Origin of the sequence: Roseobacter sp. TSBP12 (assembly GCF_009129705.1) — a bacterium.
Taxonomy (GTDB): domain Bacteria; phylum Pseudomonadota; class Alphaproteobacteria; order Rhodobacterales; family Rhodobacteraceae; genus Celeribacter; species Celeribacter baekdonensis_A.
In genome coordinates, this window is the sequence record NZ_PYIB01000054.1 from 1 (window position 1) to 17,864 (window position 17,864).

15 protein-coding genes and 1 pseudogene are annotated in these 17,864 nt (G+C 60.8%); 3 read left to right on the plus strand and 13 right to left on the minus strand.

What is annotated here, in order from left to right:
- The first annotated feature begins 66 nt into the window (after positions 1–66).
- The 3 genes from C8029_RS16335 to C8029_RS16345 all read left to right on the plus strand — a co-directional run bounded on the left by C8029_RS16335 (position 67) and on the right by C8029_RS16345 (position 3,588).
- On the plus strand, positions 67–1,869 hold the full coding sequence (locus C8029_RS16335; RefSeq protein ID WP_009573421.1) for an acyl-CoA dehydrogenase: 1,803 nt from the start codon (positions 67–69) through the stop codon (positions 1,867–1,869).
- Positions 1,870–1,926: 57 nt separating this feature from the next.
- Complete coding sequence (locus C8029_RS16340; RefSeq protein WP_009573420.1) at positions 1,927–3,102, plus strand: acetyl-CoA C-acyltransferase family protein; 1,176 nt, start codon at positions 1,927–1,929, stop codon at positions 3,100–3,102.
- Between the two features lie 66 nt (positions 3,103–3,168).
- Positions 3,169–3,588, plus strand: coding sequence for an acyl-CoA thioesterase (locus tag C8029_RS16345; protein WP_009573419.1), 420 nt, complete (start codon positions 3,169–3,171; stop codon positions 3,586–3,588).
- Positions 3,589–3,735: 147 nt separating this feature from the next.
- Here C8029_RS16345 and C8029_RS16350 read toward each other — a convergent pair.
- The 13 genes and pseudogenes from C8029_RS16350 to C8029_RS16410 all read right to left on the minus strand — a co-directional run bounded on the left by C8029_RS16350 (position 3,736) and on the right by C8029_RS16410 (position 17,803).
- Positions 3,736–5,159, minus strand: a pseudogene (locus tag C8029_RS16350) (gamma-aminobutyraldehyde dehydrogenase).
- A gap of 19 nt (positions 5,160–5,178) precedes the next feature.
- Positions 5,179–5,988, minus strand: coding sequence for an ABC transporter permease (locus C8029_RS16355; protein ID WP_009573417.1), 810 nt, complete (start codon positions 5,986–5,988; stop codon positions 5,179–5,181).
- On the minus strand, positions 5,978–6,934 hold the full coding sequence (locus C8029_RS16360; RefSeq protein ID WP_009573416.1) for an ABC transporter permease: 957 nt from the start codon (positions 6,932–6,934) through the stop codon (positions 5,978–5,980). The genes C8029_RS16355 and C8029_RS16360 overlap by 11 nt, the downstream gene beginning before the upstream one ends.
- Positions 6,931–7,914, minus strand: a complete 984-nt coding sequence (locus C8029_RS16365) for an ABC transporter ATP-binding protein (protein ID WP_009573415.1) — start codon at positions 7,912–7,914, stop codon at positions 6,931–6,933. The genes C8029_RS16360 and C8029_RS16365 overlap by 4 nt, the downstream gene beginning before the upstream one ends.
- Positions 7,915–7,991: 77 nt before the next feature.
- Positions 7,992–9,155 carry an ABC transporter substrate-binding protein gene (locus C8029_RS16370; protein ID WP_152003305.1) on the minus strand — a complete coding sequence of 388 codons (1,164 nt, stop codon included), beginning with the start codon at positions 9,153–9,155 and terminating at the stop codon, positions 7,992–7,994.
- A gap of 121 nt (positions 9,156–9,276) precedes the next feature.
- Positions 9,277–10,179 carry a LysR family transcriptional regulator gene (locus C8029_RS16375; RefSeq protein ID WP_074647328.1) on the minus strand — a complete coding sequence of 301 codons (903 nt, stop codon included), beginning with the start codon at positions 10,177–10,179 and terminating at the stop codon, positions 9,277–9,279.
- Between the two features lie 142 nt (positions 10,180–10,321).
- The gene (gene modA, locus C8029_RS16380; RefSeq protein ID WP_152003306.1) at positions 10,322–11,092 is read right to left on the minus strand and encodes a molybdate ABC transporter substrate-binding protein; all 771 of its coding nucleotides are present in this window, start codon (positions 11,090–11,092) and stop codon (positions 10,322–10,324) included.
- A gap of 50 nt (positions 11,093–11,142) precedes the next feature.
- Positions 11,143–11,523, minus strand: a complete 381-nt coding sequence (locus C8029_RS16385; RefSeq protein ID WP_040402830.1) for a winged helix-turn-helix domain-containing protein — start codon at positions 11,521–11,523, stop codon at positions 11,143–11,145.
- A gap of 42 nt (positions 11,524–11,565) precedes the next feature.
- Positions 11,566–12,267, minus strand: a complete 702-nt coding sequence (locus C8029_RS16390) for a VIT1/CCC1 transporter family protein (protein WP_009573410.1) — start codon at positions 12,265–12,267, stop codon at positions 11,566–11,568.
- A 21-nt stretch (positions 12,268–12,288) separates the two neighbouring features.
- The gene (locus C8029_RS16395) at positions 12,289–14,142 is read right to left on the minus strand and encodes a heavy metal translocating P-type ATPase (protein ID WP_009573409.1); all 1,854 of its coding nucleotides are present in this window, start codon (positions 14,140–14,142) and stop codon (positions 12,289–12,291) included.
- The gene (locus tag C8029_RS16400; RefSeq protein ID WP_009573408.1) at positions 14,142–15,131 is read right to left on the minus strand and encodes an FAD:protein FMN transferase; all 990 of its coding nucleotides are present in this window, start codon (positions 15,129–15,131) and stop codon (positions 14,142–14,144) included. The genes C8029_RS16395 and C8029_RS16400 overlap by 1 nt, the downstream gene beginning before the upstream one ends.
- The gene (locus tag C8029_RS16405) at positions 15,112–17,319 is read right to left on the minus strand and encodes a PepSY domain-containing protein (RefSeq protein WP_152003307.1); all 2,208 of its coding nucleotides are present in this window, start codon (positions 17,317–17,319) and stop codon (positions 15,112–15,114) included. Before C8029_RS16405 ends, C8029_RS16400 begins: the two co-directional genes overlap by 20 nt.
- 13 nt (positions 17,320–17,332) lie before the next feature.
- Positions 17,333–17,803: a DUF2271 domain-containing protein gene (locus C8029_RS16410; protein WP_152003308.1), complete on the minus strand. Its 471-nt coding sequence runs from the start codon at positions 17,801–17,803 to the stop codon at positions 17,333–17,335.
- Between the last annotated feature and the right edge of the window lie 61 nt (positions 17,804–17,864).

Here is a 17,864-nt window from a genome sequence, read left to right on the forward strand (position 1 = left end):
GGCCTCGTCGCCGATTTGTTCGATGCTGTGCCCGAATTGACATCAAAGCTCTAAAAGGATTGAGCCATGACCTATCACGCCCCCTTGCGCGAAATTAACTTTATCCTTGAAGATTTATGCAACCTGTCCGGGCTTTCTGCTCTGGACGGATTTGAGGATTTCACGCCTGAAACCATCGAGGCCATTTTGCTTGAGGCCGGAAAATTCGCAAATGATGTTCTGGCGCCTTTGAACCATCAGGGCGATGTCGACGGTCTTGGGTTCAAGGATGGCAAAGTCACCATGCCACGCGGCTGGAAAGAGGCCTACACCAGTCTGGTCGAGGCGGGTTGGAACAGCCCCGCCGCAGAGCCCGAGTTCGGCGGTATGGGGCTTCCGGTGTTGGTCAACACCTGCATCCAGGAACTGTTCAATGGGGCGAATATCTCGTTTCAGCTCTGCCCCTTGCTGACCCAAGGTGCTATCGAAGCACTGGCCGCCTATGCCGATCCAGCGCTTCAGGCGGTCTATCTTGAAAAGATGGTTTCGGGCGAATGGGCTGGTACTATGAACCTGACCGAACCACAGGCCGGGTCGGACTTGTCGCAGGTGCGGTCCAAAGCGGTGCCCAAGGACGATCATTATCTGATCAGTGGCCAGAAGATTTTCATCACCTATGGCGAACACGATATGGTCGACAACATTGTCCATCTCGTCTTGGCGCGTTTGCCCGATGCGCCCGAAGGCACCAAAGGGATTTCCCTGTTCGTGGTGCCGAAATTCTTGCCGGATGCCGAGGGTCAGCCGGGTGTCGCCAATGATCTGCGTTGTGTGTCGATCGAGCACAAACTGGGGATTCACGCCAGCCCGACCTGCACCATGGCCTATGGCGACAATGAGGGCGCAATCGGCTATTTGGTCGGTGAGCCGAACCGTGGTTTGCAATACATGTTCGCAATGATGAACAACGCGCGGCTGAACGTCGGGCTTCAGGGCATTGGCGTCGCTGAACACGCGTTTCAAACCGCCGCGTATTACGCCTCTGAGCGCAAACAGGGCGCTGTCACAAATGGCACCTCGCCTGCGCCGATCATCCAGCACCCCGATGTCAAACGGATGCTGGGCGTGATGAAAGCGCAAACCGAAGGTGCACGTATCCTGGCCCTGCGCGCCGCCTTGTCCATCGACATGGCTGAACGCGCCCCTGATGCGGACATTCGTGCCCGTCATCAACGCCGGGTGGATTTGCTCATCCCGGTGGTCAAAGCATGGTCGACTGAAATGGCCGTAAGCGTGGCCTCTCAGGCGGTGCAGGTGCATGGTGGTATGGGCTATGTCGAGGAAACCGGCGTGGCGCAGTTTTACCGCGATGCTAAAATCACCACGATCTACGAGGGCACGACCGGTATCCAGGCGATGGACCTCGTTGGGCGTAAAATTTTGCGAGACCAAGGGCTTGCGGTAAGCGAAATCGTATCCGACATCCGCGCCAGTGCGAATGCGCTCGCCGATGAGGGGGAAGGTGCGCTTGACGTCAATCTCATGCGTCGCAGTGCCCATGAGGCCGCTGATTTGATCGAAAAATCCTGTGAATGGCTGCTGGCCGCTCAGGTCACGGATGCGGCCTTGCCGCTCGCCGCCGCGCAAAGCGTGATGGATGTGTTCGGCATGAGCCTCTCGGCGTGGTGTTTGATCGACAGTGCGGCGGCGGCGTCGCGTCATCTTGCAGTCGGGGATGGTGACGCTGCGTTCTGGCGGTATCGCATATCCCTGGCCGAATGTTTCATCCATCATATTTTCCCGATGGCACAGGCGCGCCTGACCACCATGCGCAATGGATCGTACAGCGTGATCGGGCTTGAGCCTGACATGTTGGCACAGGCAAGCTGATTGGATTTTGGCCCCGCCGCAGCGATGATGCGGGGCCTTTCACATAAGGATTGAGAGATGACTGATATTGTAATTCTGGGCGGGGCCCGGACCGCGATTGGCACCTTTGGTGGCGCATTGGCCGGGATGCCGCCGATTTCGCTTGCGGCGCATGTGACCAAGGCCGCTTTGGAACGCTCTGGCACCACGCCGGATCAGATCGGCACCGTGGCCTTTGGCCATGTGTTGAACACCGAACCGCGGGACATGTACCTCAGCCGCGCCGCCGCGATCGAGGCGGGGATGGCGGTTGAGACCCCGGCGATGAACGTGAACCGGCTTTGCGGGTCTGGCATTCAGGCCATCGTGTCCGTGACGCAATCCCTGATGCTTGGCGATGCCGAGTTTGGTCTTGCCGGTGGCGCGGAATGTATGAGCCGCGCGCCCTATATCGTTCCCGCGATCCGTTGGGGGCAAAAAATGGGCGACACGGGGGCGACCGACATGATGCTCGGCGCGCTGACTTGCCCGTTTGGCACCGGACATATGGGCGTGACCGCCGAAAATGTTGCGGCGGAACACGGCATCACCCGCGAGGCGCAGGATGCCTTTGCCTTGGAAAGTCAAAACCGCGCCGCTCAGGCGATTGCCGAGGGCCGGTTTGCAAGCCAAATCATCCCGGTCGAGATCAAGACCCGCAAGGGCGTCACCGTGTTTGACACCGATGAGCACCCCAAACCAAGCTCCATCGAGGCGTTGGCCGGTCTGCGCACCGCGTTCCAAAAAGACGGCACAGTGACGGCGGGCAATGCCTCGGGGCTTAATGATGGGGCCGGGGCGATTGTTCTGGCGCGTCGTGATGCCGCCGAAGCGGCGGGTCTGACCCCGACATTCCGCATCGTTGGCTATGGCCACGCTGGCGTGCGCCCCGAGGTGATGGGCGTCGGTCCGATCCCGGCTGTGCGCAATGTGATGCAGAAAACCGGCCTCGCGGCGGGGGACTTTGATGTGATTGAATCAAACGAGGCCTTTGCCTCTCAGGCGATCGCGGTCAGCACGGCGTTGGGATTTGATCCCGCGCGGGTGAACCCGAATGGCGGTGCCATCGCTCTTGGTCACCCGATTGGGGCCACGGGCGCGATCATCACACTGAAACTGATGTACGAGCTTGAGCGCATTGGCGGCCGCTATGGTCTGGCGACGATGTGCATTGGTGGCGGGCAGGGCATCGCGCTTGCCATTGAGCGGCTGTAAACGCGCGGGGTCGGGGGTCAAACTCCGGCCCCGCGTTTGAACGATCCCTTCGAAAGGCCTTTTGAGATGACCAAAGCAGAGCCCATCGCCGTCGCACAACGCATCGCTTTTGGCGACTGCGATATTGTCGGCATCGTCTACACCGGGCGTCTGCTCAACTATGGCGTCGAGGCGATTGACGAATTCTACAAACAGGTGGTCGGGCGCGGGTGGTTCGAATTTTGTACGGACCACAAGCTGGCGACGCCCTTTGTGAATGTGACTGTGGATTTCCGCAAACCGGCAACGCCGCGTGACAAGCTGATCTGTCACGTTGCACCGACCCGGCTTGGCCGCACCTCGATTGTCTTTTCCGTGGTTGGCAGGCAAAACGATGCGATCTGTTTTGAGGGCAGCTATACCTGTGTGTTCACCTCTATGGACACGCTGGAAAAACAGGCCCCGCCCGACTGGCTCGCCAAGGCGATTGCTCCGTGGGTCGATTAAATGTCAGGCAGGGCTGTTTTAAGACGATAAGCCGACGATGTGGTGGGTCTGCCCGATGTCTTGGCTTTGAGCATCCGCACGTCAACAAATGCCGACCGCAGCCTGTGCGGTCGGCTTTATAGGTCTTGAGACGCAATCGCGCGGGGATCAGTGCGCGACCATCACATGGCGCACGACGGAGTAATCTTCGAGCGCATAGGACGACATATCCTTGCCATAGCCGGATTGTTTCATCCCGCCATGGGGCATTTCGTTGGTCAGCATGAAATGGGTGTTCACCCAAGTGCAGCCATATTGCAGACGCGACGCGATCTGCATGCCTGTGGACACGTTTTTGGTCCAAACTGAGGACGCCAGACCGTAGTCGCTGTCATTGGCCCAAGTGATCGCCTCCTCCGCATCCGCAAAGCGGGTGACGGAGACGACAGGTCCGAACACTTCGCGCCGGACAATCTCGTCCGTTTGCAACGCGCCCGCGACGACGGTCGGTTTGTAAAAGAAGCCATCGCCATCGGGGATGTCGCCGCCTGTGGTGACCTCGATGTGATTGGCCTCGCGCGCACGGGCCACGAAACTGGCGACCCGATCCCGTTGGCGCAATGAGATGAGCGGGCCCATTTCATTGAGGCTGTCATCCGGGTTGGCATATTCGATCTGCGAGACGGCATCGGTGAGTTTGCCGACGAAATCATCATAGACCGAGGCCTGCGCATAGATGCGGCAGGCGGCGGTGCAATCCTGACCCGAGTTGTAGAACCCAAAGGCGCGCAGACCCTCGACCGTGGCGTCAATATCGGCGTCCTCCATCACGATGACCGGGGCTTTGCCGCCGAGTTCGAGATGGGTGCGTTTGATCGTTTTATTGGCTGCATCCAAGATTTTGCGCCCGGTGGCGATATCGCCAGTGAGCGAAATCATCGCCACTTTCGGGTGGTTGATCAGGGCGGAGCGACGGTTTCACCACGCCCCAGGATGATGTTCACCACGCCTTCGGGCAGGACATCGGCAAAGATTTTGGCCATGGCCAGCGCGGTCAGCGGCGTTTGTTCGGAGGGTTTGAACACCACCGTGTTGCCCGCCGCGATCGCCGGAGCGATTTTCCACGCCATCATCATCAACGGATAGTTCCACGGCGCGATGGAGGCGACAATGCCGATGGGATCGCGGCGGATCATTGAGGTGTGACCTTCAAGATATTCGCCTGCAATCGGCCCGGTCATGCAGCGCACGGCACCGGCGAAAAAGCGGAAGCAATCGACAATGGCGGGCAATTCGTCGTTGAGCGCCAAAGGCCCCGGTTTGCCGCAGTTGAGCGCTTCGAGTCCGGCGAGGGTTTCGGCCTGCGCCTCAATCCGATCCGCGAGTTTCAACAAATATCCCGAGCGCGCGGCGGGCGTTGTGCGCGACCATAGTGCAAAGGCTTTCTCCGCCGCCGTCACCGCCGCCTCAACTTGGGTCAAAGAGGCTTCGGGCAGGGTGGTGATGATCTCACCTGTGCGTGGATTAAAGATGCTTTCTTCGGTTTCGGTGCCGCGGACGAGCGTGGCGCCGATCAGCATTTGGGTGTCCATGAGAGTCTCCCTGTTTTCGTTATTTATCGGACCCGGCGGTGTGTTCGCCGTCGCGTGTGAGGTAATAGGCGGCCAAAATCGGCAGCACGGTGACGATCACCACCGCCATGGCAACCACGTTGGTCACCGGGCGTTGACGGGGGCGGACAAGTTCTTCGAGCATCCAGATCGGCAGGGTGGTTTGGTTGCCTGCGGTGAATGTGGTGACGATCACCTCATCGAAACTGAGTGCAAAGGCCAACATTCCGCCCGCAAGCAGGGCGGTGGCGATATTGGGCAGGATGACGAGCAGGAAGGTCTGAACCCCATCCGCGCCCAAATCCATCGCCGCATCGACCAGCGCGCCAGAGGTCCGGCGAAACCGCGCCACCGCATTGTTGTAGACGATCACGATACAAAAGGTGGCGTGACCCAAAACGATGGTCCATGTCGAAAACGGAATGTCCAAAAGCGAGAAGGCCGAGCGCAGCGAAATCCCGGTGATGATGCCCGGCAAAGCGATGGGCAGGATCACCAAAAGCGAGATGGTTTCACGGCCAAAAAAGCGCGAGCGGGCCACGGCGGCGGCGGTGAGCGTGCCCATGATCAAGGCCAGAGTGGTCGAGATCGCCGCAACTTTCAGCGACAAAGCCAAAGCCTCCCAGACATCCGCCCGTCCTAAGGTGACGCCGATCCATTTCGTGGTCAGGCCGGGGGGCGGCCATTGAAAGCTCTTTTCCTCGGTGGTGAAGGCATAGACAAAGATCAGCGCAATCGGGGCGAGTAAAAAGATCAGCCCGCCGATGGCCGCAAATTTCAGACCCAGCGGGGCGCGGGAATTAGAGTGCATCGAAAGCCCCCATTTTGCGTGCGCCCCAGAGGTAAATCCCCATGATGACGATCGGAACGACGGTGAACGCGGCGGCCAGCGGGATATTCCCGGCGGTGCCTTGTTGGGTGTAGACGGCTTGACCAATAAAGAGCCGCGAGTTGCCGACAATTTGCGGCACGATGTAATCGCCCAAGGTCAGCGAAAAGGTAAAGATCGACCCGGCAATGATCCCCGGCAGAGCCAGCGGAAACAGCACCATGCGGAAACTTTGGCGCGGTGTGGCGCCGAGATCAGAGGCTGCTTCCAACAAGGCCCCCGGCACGCGTTCAAGCGACGCCTGAACCGGAATGATCATGTAGGGCAGCCAAATATAGAGGAACACGAGAAAGGTGCCGGTGTAGCTGACAGAAAGTGAATTGCCGCCGATGACGGGCAGGCTGAGCAGGCCATCCAACAGCCATGTCAGATGCAGCTTGGCAAAGAGCCACGTCAGAATGCCCTCTTTCGCCAGCACCAGTTTCCAGGCGTAGACCTTGACCAGATAGCTCGACCACAGCGGCAACATCACCCCGATGTAAAACAGCGCTTTCCACTTGCCCTTGGCATAGCGGGCCGCGAAATAGGCGATGGGAAAGGCCAGTACGGCGGCGGCGATGGTGACTGCGGTGGCCATGGAGATCGTGCGCAGGATGATGTCGAGGTTATAGGGGCGCAGCAATTCGCCGTAGGTCTTGAACGTGAATTCCCGCACGACGATGCCAGAGAACTCGTCGATGGAGAAAAAACTTTGGATCAGGAGTGCGATCAATGCGCCGATATAGACGATGCCAAGCCAAAGCGTGATCGGCAGCACCATCAGGAACACGAACATGCGCGGGTGACGGATCACCCAATCGACCATGCGCGAGAGGGGCCCGCTTCTGGGCGTGAAAATCGCCGATTGCGTGGTATCGAACCCGCTCATGCCTCACGCTCCATAAGATGCGCGCGGGCGGGGTCCCACGACACGCGGGTGGTCTCGCCAATTTCGGGGGTGGTTTGATGCGCCGGGATGAGGGCGGTCAGGCTTTGACCTTTGATGTCGAGCGATAGTTTGGTCACCCGCCCGTGGAAAAACGTGCCTGTCACCGTAGCTTCGCGTCCATTGGCATCCAAGATGATGTCTTCGGGGCGCAAAGAGGCCCATTGGTCCGAAATGCCAACCCCAGCCAGATCGGCGGGCACCACATTGGACGAGCCAACGAAATCCGCGACAAACCTTGATGCGGGACGGCGATAAATATCTTCGGAACTGCCGATCTGTTGGATTTTGCCGCCCGCAAACACCGCCACGCGGTCTGCCATTGACAGGGCTTCGTCCTGATCATGGGTCACGAACACAAAGGTCAGACCCAGTGCGCGTTGCAGCTTGCGCAGCTCTTCTTGCATCTGTTCGCGCAGCTTGAGATCAAGCGCACCCAGCGGTTCGTCCAACAGCACAACCCGAGGTTTGTTGATCAACGCCCGTGCCAAGGCCACGCGTTGACGTTGACCGCCCGACAATTCGCCCGCCCGGCGCGCGCCGTAGCCCGCGAGTTCAACCAGCTCAAGCGACTCTTCGGCGGCACGATGCCGTTCGGCGCGCCCCACGCCTTTGACGCGCAGGCCAAAGGCCACGTTGTCGAGCACATTCATATGTGGGAACAGGGCGTAGTTTTGAAACACCGTGTTCACATTGCGCAAATAGGGCGGCACACCCTCGGCGCGCTCGCCAAAAATCTCGATCCGCCCGGCGGTTGGTTGTTCGAACCCGGCAATCAGGCGCAGACAGGTGGTTTTGCCGGAGCCGGATGGGCCAAGCATGGCAAAAAATTCACCATCGCGAATGGCCAGATCGACCTCATCTACGGCTTTCACGGTTCCGAAATGGCGCGATACGCCTCGGAAGGTCACTGCATCAGTCATTGTCAGTCTTTCAGGGGGAGCGGGCTTTCAGGGAGAAGGTCGGGCCGGCCCGAAAAGGCCGGTCCGTGGGGGGAAGATCAGCGGCCGCCAATCACACCGATGTAGTCGGAGACCCAGCGGTAATACGGCACACAGGTGCCTTGGCTTTCGCAGCTTGAGACCGGGGTTTGCCAGAATTTGATCCGGTCAAAATCGTCCAACCCGTTCTCGGAACAGCCTTCGGCGGTCTGCATGCCAGAGCCATCGGTACAGGCCTCCGGCACAGACGGCACGGCACCAAACCAGACGGACAAATCCGATTGCAGGTTGGAGTTCAGCGAATGCTCCATGAACTGATAGGCGCAATTCGGGTGCTCGGAGTCGGCATGCAACATCAAGGTGTCGGCCCAACCGCTCGCGCCCTCAGACGGGATGGTGGAGGCAACGGGCACACCGTCGGCTTTCAGCAGGTTGACCATGAACGGCCAAGAGGAGGACGCCACCATGCCTTCGTTTTTGAAATCGTCGATCTGGATGAATGCATCATGCCAATAGCGCGAGACCAATGTACGCTGGGTGCGCAATACGTTCAGCGCCGCGGCGTATTGATCCTCGTTCAACTCATAGGGGCTTTCGATGCCAAGCTCCGGCTGATGCGCCATCAAATACATCGCCGCATCGGCGATATAGATCGGGCCATCATAGGCCTGCACCCGGCCAGTGTTGCTTTCGCCATCGGGCAGGGTCATTTCTTCGAACACCACATTCCAGCTGGTTGGAGCCTCCGGGAAAACCTCGGTGTTGTACATCAACACGTTCGGGCCCCACATGAACGGCGTGCCGTAATGGGTGCCTTTGACCGTGTGCCACGGCGCATCTTTCAGACGGTCGTCGACGCGTGACCAGCTTGGGATCAGGTCAATATTGATCGGCTGGACCCGGCCGCCCGCGATCAGACGCAGCGAGGCATCGCCCGATGCGGTCACCAAATCAAAGCCGCCTTCGTTCATCAGCGCGACCATTTCGTCCGAGGTGTTGGCGGTTTTGATTTCGACCTTACAGCTTGTGGCTGCTTCGAATTTGGTCACCCAATCAAAGGCCGCATCGGTTTCACCGCGCTCGATATAGCCCGGCCATGCGACGATGGAGACGGTGCCTTCGCCCGCACCAAGTTCGGTCATCATATCGGCGGCGGAAAGCGGCACTGCGGTGGCGGCGGTAAGTGCAAGACCGGAGGCACACCCTTTGAAAATCTTTTTCATCTTCGGTTTCCCTGTTGCTGCGGGAGTCAAAGCCCCCTTGGGCGACAGGGTGGGAGAGCGGGTCCGATTTCACAAATTCAATTCTCAGGTTTTGGGTATCGGAAAAATTGATACCGGTGAATTACTTCGTATTTTTATGGGTTTGTGCTGCCAAAACAAATTCACGCGTCGGACGGGATAGTGGCGAGCCTTTGCGCCAGACGGTTCCAACCTGCACAACGGGCAGACTTCCCGACACATCGCGGGACACAATCCGGTCGCCTTCAAGCGACCAGCGGCGATACACCATCTCAGGCAAAAGCGCGATTCCCGCACCCGTGGCCACCAAAGAGCGCACCGCCTCGACAGAGCGGGTGCGAAACGCGACACGCGGGCGGGCACCAAAGGCCGAGAGCAACTTGCGCGTGGCCTCTTCGATCTCATCAATCCGCAGCATGATCATCGGCTCATCGGTCAGATCCTCGATCGACACCGAGGGCCGGGTGCTCAACTCATGGCCGTTGGGTAGCCAAAGCTGATAGGGCGAGGTGTCGATGATCTCGGTCTGAAGTGCCATCCGGTCACGCAGATTGGTGGTCACCATCACCGCAACATCCAACTCGCCGCCGATCAAAAGATGCTCAAGATAATCGCCGCTGTCCTCGACCGCGGTCACTTCGACCTTGGGATTGGCGCGGCGAAACCGGGCTAGAATATCGGACAACACATAGCCCGCGACCAGAGAGGTCACGCCGACATGCAAGGTGCCGGACAGGGTTTCGGCCTCTTGCGTCAGGGCAAGGCGGGCATCCGAGACGCCAGCCAAAATGCCGGTCGCATGGCGCAGGAATTGATGGCCTTTGTGGGTGATGTCGAGACCGCGCGGATGGCGGTCAAACAGGGACACGCCAAGGTCGGTTTCCAACTCGCGAATGGCCTCGGTCACCGCCGATTGCGAGATCGCCAAGGCCTGTGCCGCACCGGACACGGTGCCGACCTCCGCCACAGCGATGAAATACCGCAGTTGTTTGAGTGTGAACGCCATGTGTTTCCCTTCCGCCGGTCCGTTTTGGGACAGACCGCGCCCGCCGCCTCCCGTGTCACAGGTAGGTTGCAGGCGGCTCGGCTTGTCAAGCGATGAGGTGACGCTGGGACGTGGCGTAGGGAGCGATAGGGGGTGGCGCGGGTTACTGCGGCACTACGACAAAGCCCTGACGTTCGAACGCTGCGCGGGCGGCGCCGCTAAGCAGGTAATCCAGAAACGCCTGTGTCGCCTCATCATTATGCTCGGCAATTGCGGCGGCGGGGTAGACAATCGGCGGGTGGGTGTCTGCCGGAAAGGTTGCCACCACGCGCACGTCATCTTCGGCAACCGCATCTGTGGCATAGACGATCCCAAACGGGGTTTCTCCCAGCGCCACAAGCGAGAGCGCGGCGCGGACATTGTCGGCTTGGGCCACCAAAGGGGAGAGTTGATCCCATAATCCCAGCGCCTCAAGGGCAGACTTGCCATAAATTCCCGCCGGAACCGCATCGACCAGCGCCATCGCCAGCCGATCCTTGCCAAGCGCCTCTGGCAGATCAGAAATCTCCATCGGGGTGGCGTCTTGGCCATGGGCGATCAGCACGAGGGTATTGTTCAGGAGATCAAAGCGGGAGTCCTGCGCAAGCAGCCCGTCGTTTTCCAAAACATCCATCCAGTCGGGATTGGCGGAGATGAACACATCCGCAGGCGCGCCCTGTTGGATTTGTCGCGCGAGGGCGGAAGAGCCCGCAAGCGAGACGATGAGGTCATGCCCGGTGTCAGTTTCAAACGCCTGTTCGATTTCGGCCATCGCATTGGTCATGCTGGCAGCGGCAAAGACGATCACCTCTTCGGAATGGACGGTGAGGGGCGCGCAGGTGAGGAGGAGGGTGGCGGTGAGGCGGGCAAAGGGCAGGGACACAAGCAACTCCATTCAATATGTTTGTGAAAACATATCGCAGTCGATCCTTGGTCTGGCAAGCGTTATTTTCCTTCGGACATATCGTCTAGCAGTGCCGCAATCGCTTCGATCTGCTCAGACCCGGCCGCAAGCGCACGCTGCTCAAGCGTCCGATAATGAGATAAAACGGCTTCTCCCGCCTCCGTCAGATGTGCGCCGCCACCCTGCGCTCCGCCCCGCGACGAGATCACCAGCGGCGTCCCAAAGGCCGCATTCATCTCTTCGACCAGCGACCAAGCCCGTTTGTAGCTCATCGACATGGCGCGCCCAGCGGCGGAAATCGACCCGGTGTCACGAATGCCGGCAAGCAAATCGGCCTTGCCGGGGCCAAGCATCAACCTGTCCCCGAAATGCAACCGCAGGCGCATCCTGATCGCTGTGGTATGGTTTTGATCTGAACTCATAGCGTGACTGTGCCGTGTCTGCGGGACAATCGCAACGCCAACCTACCCGGCGCTTACGCCAAAGATCATCCCAACCCCCGCTGTGGCCGCCATGGCCAAAGCGCCCCAAAACGTCACGCGTAGCGCGCCTTTCAAAATGCCCGCCCCGCCGGCAGAGGCCCCAAGCCCGCCCAGCACAGAAAGCGCGACCAAGGTGGTGAGTGCGACGGTCAGAGAGATTTGGCTTGTGGGGGCCATCAGCGCCACGATCAGCGGCACAACCGCCCCCACGGCAAAGGTCACCGCCGAGACAAGCGCGGCTTGGATCGGATGGGCGGTCACTGTTTCGGAGATGCCAAGTTCGTCACGGGCATGAGCGCCAAGCGCATCCTTTTGCGTTAGCTGCACCGCCACTTGACGCGCCAAAGGTTCATCAAGGCCGCGCGCCACATAGATGCCGGTCAGCTCCTCCAATTCGGTCTCGGGCGTCTCCAACAATTCCTTGGTCTCGCGGGCCAAATCGGCCTGTTCCGCATCGGTTTGCGAACTCACGGACACATATTCCCCCGCCGCCATCGACATTGCGCCTGCGACCAGTCCGGCCAGACCGGCGATCAAAATCTCAGGCCTCCCCGAGCCCGCTGCGGCGACGCCAACCACAAGGCTGGCGGTGGAGACAAGCCCGTCATTCGCGCCCAGCACAGCGGCGCGTAGCCAGCCGATGCGATGCACCATATGGGTTTCTGAATGGGAAAGGCGGCTCATGTTATCTATCCTTTTCAAGGGTTATTCGGCGGCAAGGAGGCCCGTGGGCGTGATGCGTAAGGCCCGTAGCGCGTTGAGGATGACGGCCACGTCGATCACCTCTTGCAACAGCGCGCCTTGCACCGGCGTGAGGTATCCAAACGCCGCCGCGATCATGCCCAAAACCGACAGTCCGATGCCGGCCACCACGCTTTCAACAGCAATGCGACGGGCGGAGCGGGCAATCTCGATCCCCGGTCCAAGCCGGTCGATCCGGTCCACCAGCAAGACCACATCGGCGGCCTCAGCCGAGGCGGCGGCCCCACGCGCGCCCATGGCGACGCCGACATCGGCGGCGGCCAGGGCGGGCGCATCATTCACCCCATCGCCGACCATCATCACCGGGCCATTTTTGCGCTCGGTCAGAACCAAAAGCACCTTTTGATCGGGCGACAACCCGGCCCGAAGCGCATCAAGGCCCAGCCCCTCGGTCACCCGTTCGGCCACGTCTGCACGGTCGCCGGTGGCCAGTACGATCCGCAGGATCCCTTGTGCGCGCAGCCCGGCCAACATGGCCTGTGTGCCCGCGCGCAGCGGATCGGCCATGACGAGATGCCCGGCCATCTGTCCGTCTACCGCCAAAGCCACAAGCACCGACCCCGCAGACCGCATGGGGCGCGGGGCAGGTCCTGTCACGTGCTGGGCGATCAAATCCGTGCCGCCCACGACGACCGCATGGCCATCGACCCTGCCGCTGACGCCTTCGCCGGGGATTTCAACCACATTGGTGGGCAGGGGCAGGGACAGCCCCCTGGCTTTCGCGGCGGCGACAATCGCCTGAGCGACCGGGTGTTTTGACGCCTGATCAAGGGCTGCGGCGAAGCGCAAGATGTCGGTGTCGCTGTGCGTGTTTTGAGTGTCGATGCGGATAATTTGTGGCCGCCCATCGGTGAGCGTGCCGGTTTTGTCCAAGATCAACGTGCGACTGCGCGCCATGGTTTCAAGCGGAGCAGCGCCTTTGATCAACACGCCAAAATGCGCCGCACGCGACAGGCCTGCGGTCAGGGCAACGGGCACGGCAAGGATCAGCGGGCAGGGGGTCGCCACGACCAAAACCGCCACCGCCCGGATCGGATCGCCGGTCAGTCCCCAAGCGGCCCCGGCGATCACCACGGTGACGATCAAAAACCCCAAAGACCAACGATCCGCCAACCGCGCCATCGGCGCCTTTGAGCGCTGGGCCTCTTCGACCAGACGCACGATCCCGGCATAGGTGCTGTTTTTGGCCGGGTGGGTTGCGGTCAGATCAAACGGCGCGCCCGCATTGGTCGACCCGCTCATCGTCTCAGCGCCCTGCGTCAAACGCACCGGAAGCGACTCGCCGGTGAGCGCAGAGGTATCGACAAAGGCGGTCTCGGAGGCAATCACGCCATCAACGGGCACCACATCGCCTTGGCGGATCAGCAAAAGGTCACCGGGCTGGATGTCGTCCAGGGGCACGTCTTCCAGCCCGCCATTTCGATGTCGGGTGGCTGTGCGCGGCACGCGAGACAACAGATCATGCATTTCACGGCGGGCGCGGCCCTCGGCCATGCTTTCAAGGAAGGTGCCACCGGAATACATCACGGCAACTACGGCTGCCGCCATGGTTTCTCCAAAGCCAAGCGCCGCCGACATCGACAGGGCGGCGACAATATCAAGCCCGACCTCTCCAGCGCGCAGACTGCGCAGAATTTCGACCAAAAGCGCGATCAACACTGGGAGAACACCGAGCGTCCAGACAAGGTGTGCGAGGTCTTCGATCCCCGCGAGAAACAGGCCAAGCCCGATCACAAGCCCGGCGATCGCCAGCCCCAACAGTCCGGTTTTCATCCGGTCGATCCGCGCAAAGTCCATTATACGGCTCTCCTTGGGGCGTGTGCCGCCGCGTCCTCATCGGTAAATAAACGACCGACGCCAAGGCTGCGATACTCGGTTTGGCCCGTGCGGAGCAAGAACAGCGCCTCCAAGCCCCGCGCGCGGGCAAGGGCAGCGCCCTGTTCGGTGCCGAGCACCATCAGTGCGGTGGCCCAAGCATCGGCTTCGGCACAGGTTTGGGCCACAACGGTGACGGAGGCGGGAGAGTTCATCAGGGGCGCGCCCCGGTGCGGGTCCATGGTGTGCGACAGATGGCGGCCTTGGACTTCGACCCAATGGCGGTAATCGCCAGAGGTGGCCACAGCCGCGTCTTGCAAGGCCAACACCGAATGCGCGCTGCGGCTTTCTGCGTCCGGGGCCTCGACCGCGATGGACCAAGGCGCAGCGTCGGGGCGCAGGCCCATCGCGCGCATTTCGCCGTCGATGCCGACGAGCGCATTCATGATGCCAACGCCGCGCAGGGTCTCGGCCAATCGGTCCACGCCATAGCCTTTGGCAATGCCGTTGAGGTCCAAAGCGACGGGTGCGGTTTTGCGCAGGCGTCCTGCCGCGACATCCAGATCAAGCGCCTCAGAGGCGGGCACGCGATTGGTGTTCATCGCGGCCTTGATCCGGTCGGGTGCGGCCTCGGCGGGGCCGAAACCCCATGCCGTCACCGCATCCCCCATGCCAATATCGAACGCGCCCTTTGAGGCACGCCCGATCTCAAGCCCAAGGCTGATCACGGCCATCAGCATGGCAGGCACATCGCACCACTCGCCCACGGGCGCTGCGTTGAGGCGCATCAAATCGCTGTCGGCGGACCATGTCGACATCTGCGCGTCGACCTCGGCAACAGCCGCCTGAAGTGCGATTTGGATCACAGATGGGTCCACGTCCGGGGCGGTGTGAAACTGCGCCGACCAGCGTGTGCCCATGGTCGGGCCGTTGAGCGCGTGGCGGGTGAGATCAGTAGACATCTTCGACATAGCGTCCCTCTGACTTGAGCATGAACGGGGTGAGTCCCACAGGAGCCAATATATCCGTCAAGGCCTCGGACACGCCTTGCGCCATGTCACGTCCGCCACAGACCATCACACGGGCACCGTCGCGGATCAATCGGATCACGTCGCTTTGTTCGGAGCGGAGAGCATCTTGGACATATTGCGGTCGTGCGGTGCGTGATACGGCGGTGGTGAGATGTGTCATCTGCCCGGCGTTTTTCCAATCCCGCATATCCGACCCATACAGGAAGTCACTGTCCGGGTGGCGCATGCCAAAGAACAGATGCACCGGGCGTTTGCGGGTGTTGCCACGGATGATCCCGGCCAGCGGCCCGATGCCCGTGCCCGCCCCAATCAAGATCAACGGCGCGCGGCCTTTGTCCGGGTGAAACACCGTGTTGCGGCGCAAGAAGCCAGTGACCGTCTCGCCCACTTTCAACTCAATCAGTTGGCCGGAACACAGCCCGCCGGGATGTTTTTTAACCACGATTTCGACAAAGCCGTCATGGGTGCCAGAGGCCAGCGAGTACAGCCGGGGCACAGCGGAGCCTTCGGGCAGGATACCGATCAAATCACCCGCTTGGAACCGCCCAAAGCCGCGCCGCATCAACCGTTGCATGAGCGAGGTTTTGGGCAAGGCGAAGCGCAGGATTGCCGTCGGGGCCTGAACCTCGGCACCATAATCGCGGCGATCTATCAGGGTCAGAACCTGTGTTGCGGGTTGGACCGGATGGTGGGCCAGTTCAAGCGGGATTCCCATCGCCGTGCCAAGCGCACGGCCCCAGCGGGCGAATTCTTGTGCCGATTGCCGATCGACGGTGTGAAAGGCCAAAAGTTCGGACCAGCCCTTGGCCCGTGCCGCCTGTGAGACCGCTTGCGCATAGGCGCAATAGGCCGGAAAGCTGCGATCGCCCAGGCCAAGCACCGCCAGCGGAACATTTAGCAGGACCTCAGATTTGGCGAGTTGATCGAGAAAGCCCTTGGCGGTGCTCGGCGCGTCGCCATCGCCATAGGTGGCGGCCAAAATGAGGATGCGTTTGGCGTTGCCATAGCGGCTTGGATCAAAGGCGGAGAGCGCGGTGGCATGGACGGTTTGCCCGACCTCGGTCAAGGCTTTGTGCAGCGTCGCGGCAAAGCCCCAAGTGCTACCGCCTTCGCTACCGACCAAGAGGATCGTTTCGGCGCGACTGGCTGGGGCATTGTGATGCAAACGCGGCCGCCCACGGCGACCCGAGAGCCAGATCAAAACGCCGGTAAACCCCATCGCCGGAATGGCCAGCGCCATCATGCCAAGCACCAGGCCCAACAGTGCGGCCCCTTGACCCGTGTGCAGCATATAGATGGTCTCAGACAGGCTTTGCATGGGACTCAGATCGGCCCAAGCCAGCATCTTGCCGGTGCCTTGGTCGATAAACCCCGTGCCCTGATCGGTCGTCAGGGAGAACACGTCACTGGCATCATCGGGGTAGGGAAAGCTCAATTCGCGCAACTCAGACACTGGGGTGCTCGCAAGGCGCTCCATCGCGGCAAAGGCCGCGCCCGTTTCGCCGCTGGTTTCAGTGGGGAAGGCCGGGATCGCTTCGCCATCCGGCAAAAGATCAAAGGTTGAGGAGGTCATCCACAGGGCGGTCACCGACGAGAGCGCAAGGCCCAGAACCGCCACGCGGGCCAGTTCAACGTGAATGCGCCCCGCCCATGGCCCGCGCAGAGGCGCAAACCAGCGCCGCCAGCCGCCAACGCGCCGCACCACCAAAAGCGTGCCAGAGATTGAAAGGACCAGCATCGCCAAAGCCCCAACCGCCATGGCAATCCGTCCGCCATCGCCCAAAAACAACGAGCGGTGCAGATTGGTCAACCAGCGCAGCACAGGGTTTGGATCGGCGGAGGCGATCGCTTGGCCGGTGCGCGGATCAATGATGCCCGCGCCGGGGGTGCCGTCTTCGAACCAATAAGCGGTGATCCGGCCCGAAGGTGCGCGTTTGATTTGCTCGACGCCGGGGAGGGCGCTTTGAATGCGCGTGGCGAGATCCGCCACGCTTTGCTCGCTGACCGTTTGCGGCGCGGCCAGATATTCGAGGCTTGGAAAGATCGACAAAGCCGCGCCACTGAGCGCCAAGAGGGTGACAAGAGCCAGAGCCAAAAGACCCGGCCAACGGTGGAGTTTGCGGATCATGGCTTTGTCCCTTTTACATGTCGTAGGTGAAATTGGCGATGTAGCTGCGGCCCGTCACGGCGGTTCCGGCCCCCTCGGAGGTCAAAGGCACAGAAATCTCATTCGGGCTGTCGCGGCGATCTTCGACGGCGGCGTCGATATGAAGCGTGTAGCCTGCGTCAAACAGAGCATCCGCCAGATCCAGCGAGATTTTCAAGGACCGCCCTGCGCCGACACTTGCGCCGGTAATCCCGTTGATCTGCGCCGTGTCGCCGCCGGTAAAACGATACCAATCGGTCAGGTGTTTGTAATATTTCGACTTTCGACCTGCCATCCAAAGGCTGCCGGCATAGGCCCCTTGCGGATCGGTGACGTAAACCGCCAGATAGGCCCCATCGCCGCCATAGTTTTTGAGCTGTGTTGTGAGGGTCACGGGACGCGCCATAGCGAGGCCGGGCAGGGTCAGCGCCGTGGTGAGCGCCAATGTAGCGAGAAGAGATTTCATCTTGGACATTCCTTTTTATCACAATTTATACGCGCTGGGCGGGCAATCCCGCCGCAGCGCG

Excerpts from the sequence above, each read along its gene's own strand:
- C8029_RS16335 (WP_009573421.1), top strand. The coding sequence starts at position 67 with ATGACCTATCACGCCCCCTTGCGCGAAATTAACTTTATCCTTGAAGAT.
- C8029_RS16340 (WP_009573420.1), top strand. The coding sequence starts at position 1,927 with ATGACTGATATTGTAATTCTGGGCGGGGCCCGGACCGCGATTGGCACC.
- C8029_RS16345 (WP_009573419.1), top strand. The coding sequence starts at position 3,169 with ATGACCAAAGCAGAGCCCATCGCCGTCGCACAACGCATCGCTTTTGGC.
- C8029_RS16355 (WP_009573417.1), bottom strand. The coding sequence starts at position 5,988 with ATGCACTCTAATTCCCGCGCCCCGCTGGGTCTGAAATTTGCGGCCATC.
- C8029_RS16360 (WP_009573416.1), bottom strand. The coding sequence starts at position 6,934 with ATGAGCGGGTTCGATACCACGCAATCGGCGATTTTCACGCCCAGAAGC.
- C8029_RS16365 (WP_009573415.1), bottom strand. The coding sequence starts at position 7,914 with ATGACTGATGCAGTGACCTTCCGAGGCGTATCGCGCCATTTCGGAACC.
- C8029_RS16370 (WP_152003305.1), bottom strand. The coding sequence starts at position 9,155 with ATGAAAAAGATTTTCAAAGGGTGTGCCTCCGGTCTTGCACTTACCGCC.
- C8029_RS16375 (WP_074647328.1), bottom strand. The coding sequence starts at position 10,179 with ATGGCGTTCACACTCAAACAACTGCGGTATTTCATCGCTGTGGCGGAG.
- modA (WP_152003306.1), bottom strand. The coding sequence starts at position 11,092 with ATGGAGTTGCTTGTGTCCCTGCCCTTTGCCCGCCTCACCGCCACCCTC.
- C8029_RS16385 (WP_040402830.1), bottom strand. The coding sequence starts at position 11,523 with ATGAGTTCAGATCAAAACCATACCACAGCGATCAGGATGCGCCTGCGG.
- C8029_RS16390 (WP_009573410.1), bottom strand. The coding sequence starts at position 12,267 with ATGAGCCGCCTTTCCCATTCAGAAACCCATATGGTGCATCGCATCGGC.
- C8029_RS16395 (WP_009573409.1), bottom strand. The coding sequence starts at position 14,142 with ATGGACTTTGCGCGGATCGACCGGATGAAAACCGGACTGTTGGGGCTG.
- C8029_RS16400 (WP_009573408.1), bottom strand. The coding sequence starts at position 15,131 with ATGTCGAAGATGTCTACTGATCTCACCCGCCACGCGCTCAACGGCCCG.
- C8029_RS16405 (WP_152003307.1), bottom strand. The coding sequence starts at position 17,319 with ATGATCCGCAAACTCCACCGTTGGCCGGGTCTTTTGGCTCTGGCTCTT.
- C8029_RS16410 (WP_152003308.1), bottom strand. The coding sequence starts at position 17,803 with ATGAAATCTCTTCTCGCTACATTGGCGCTCACCACGGCGCTGACCCTG.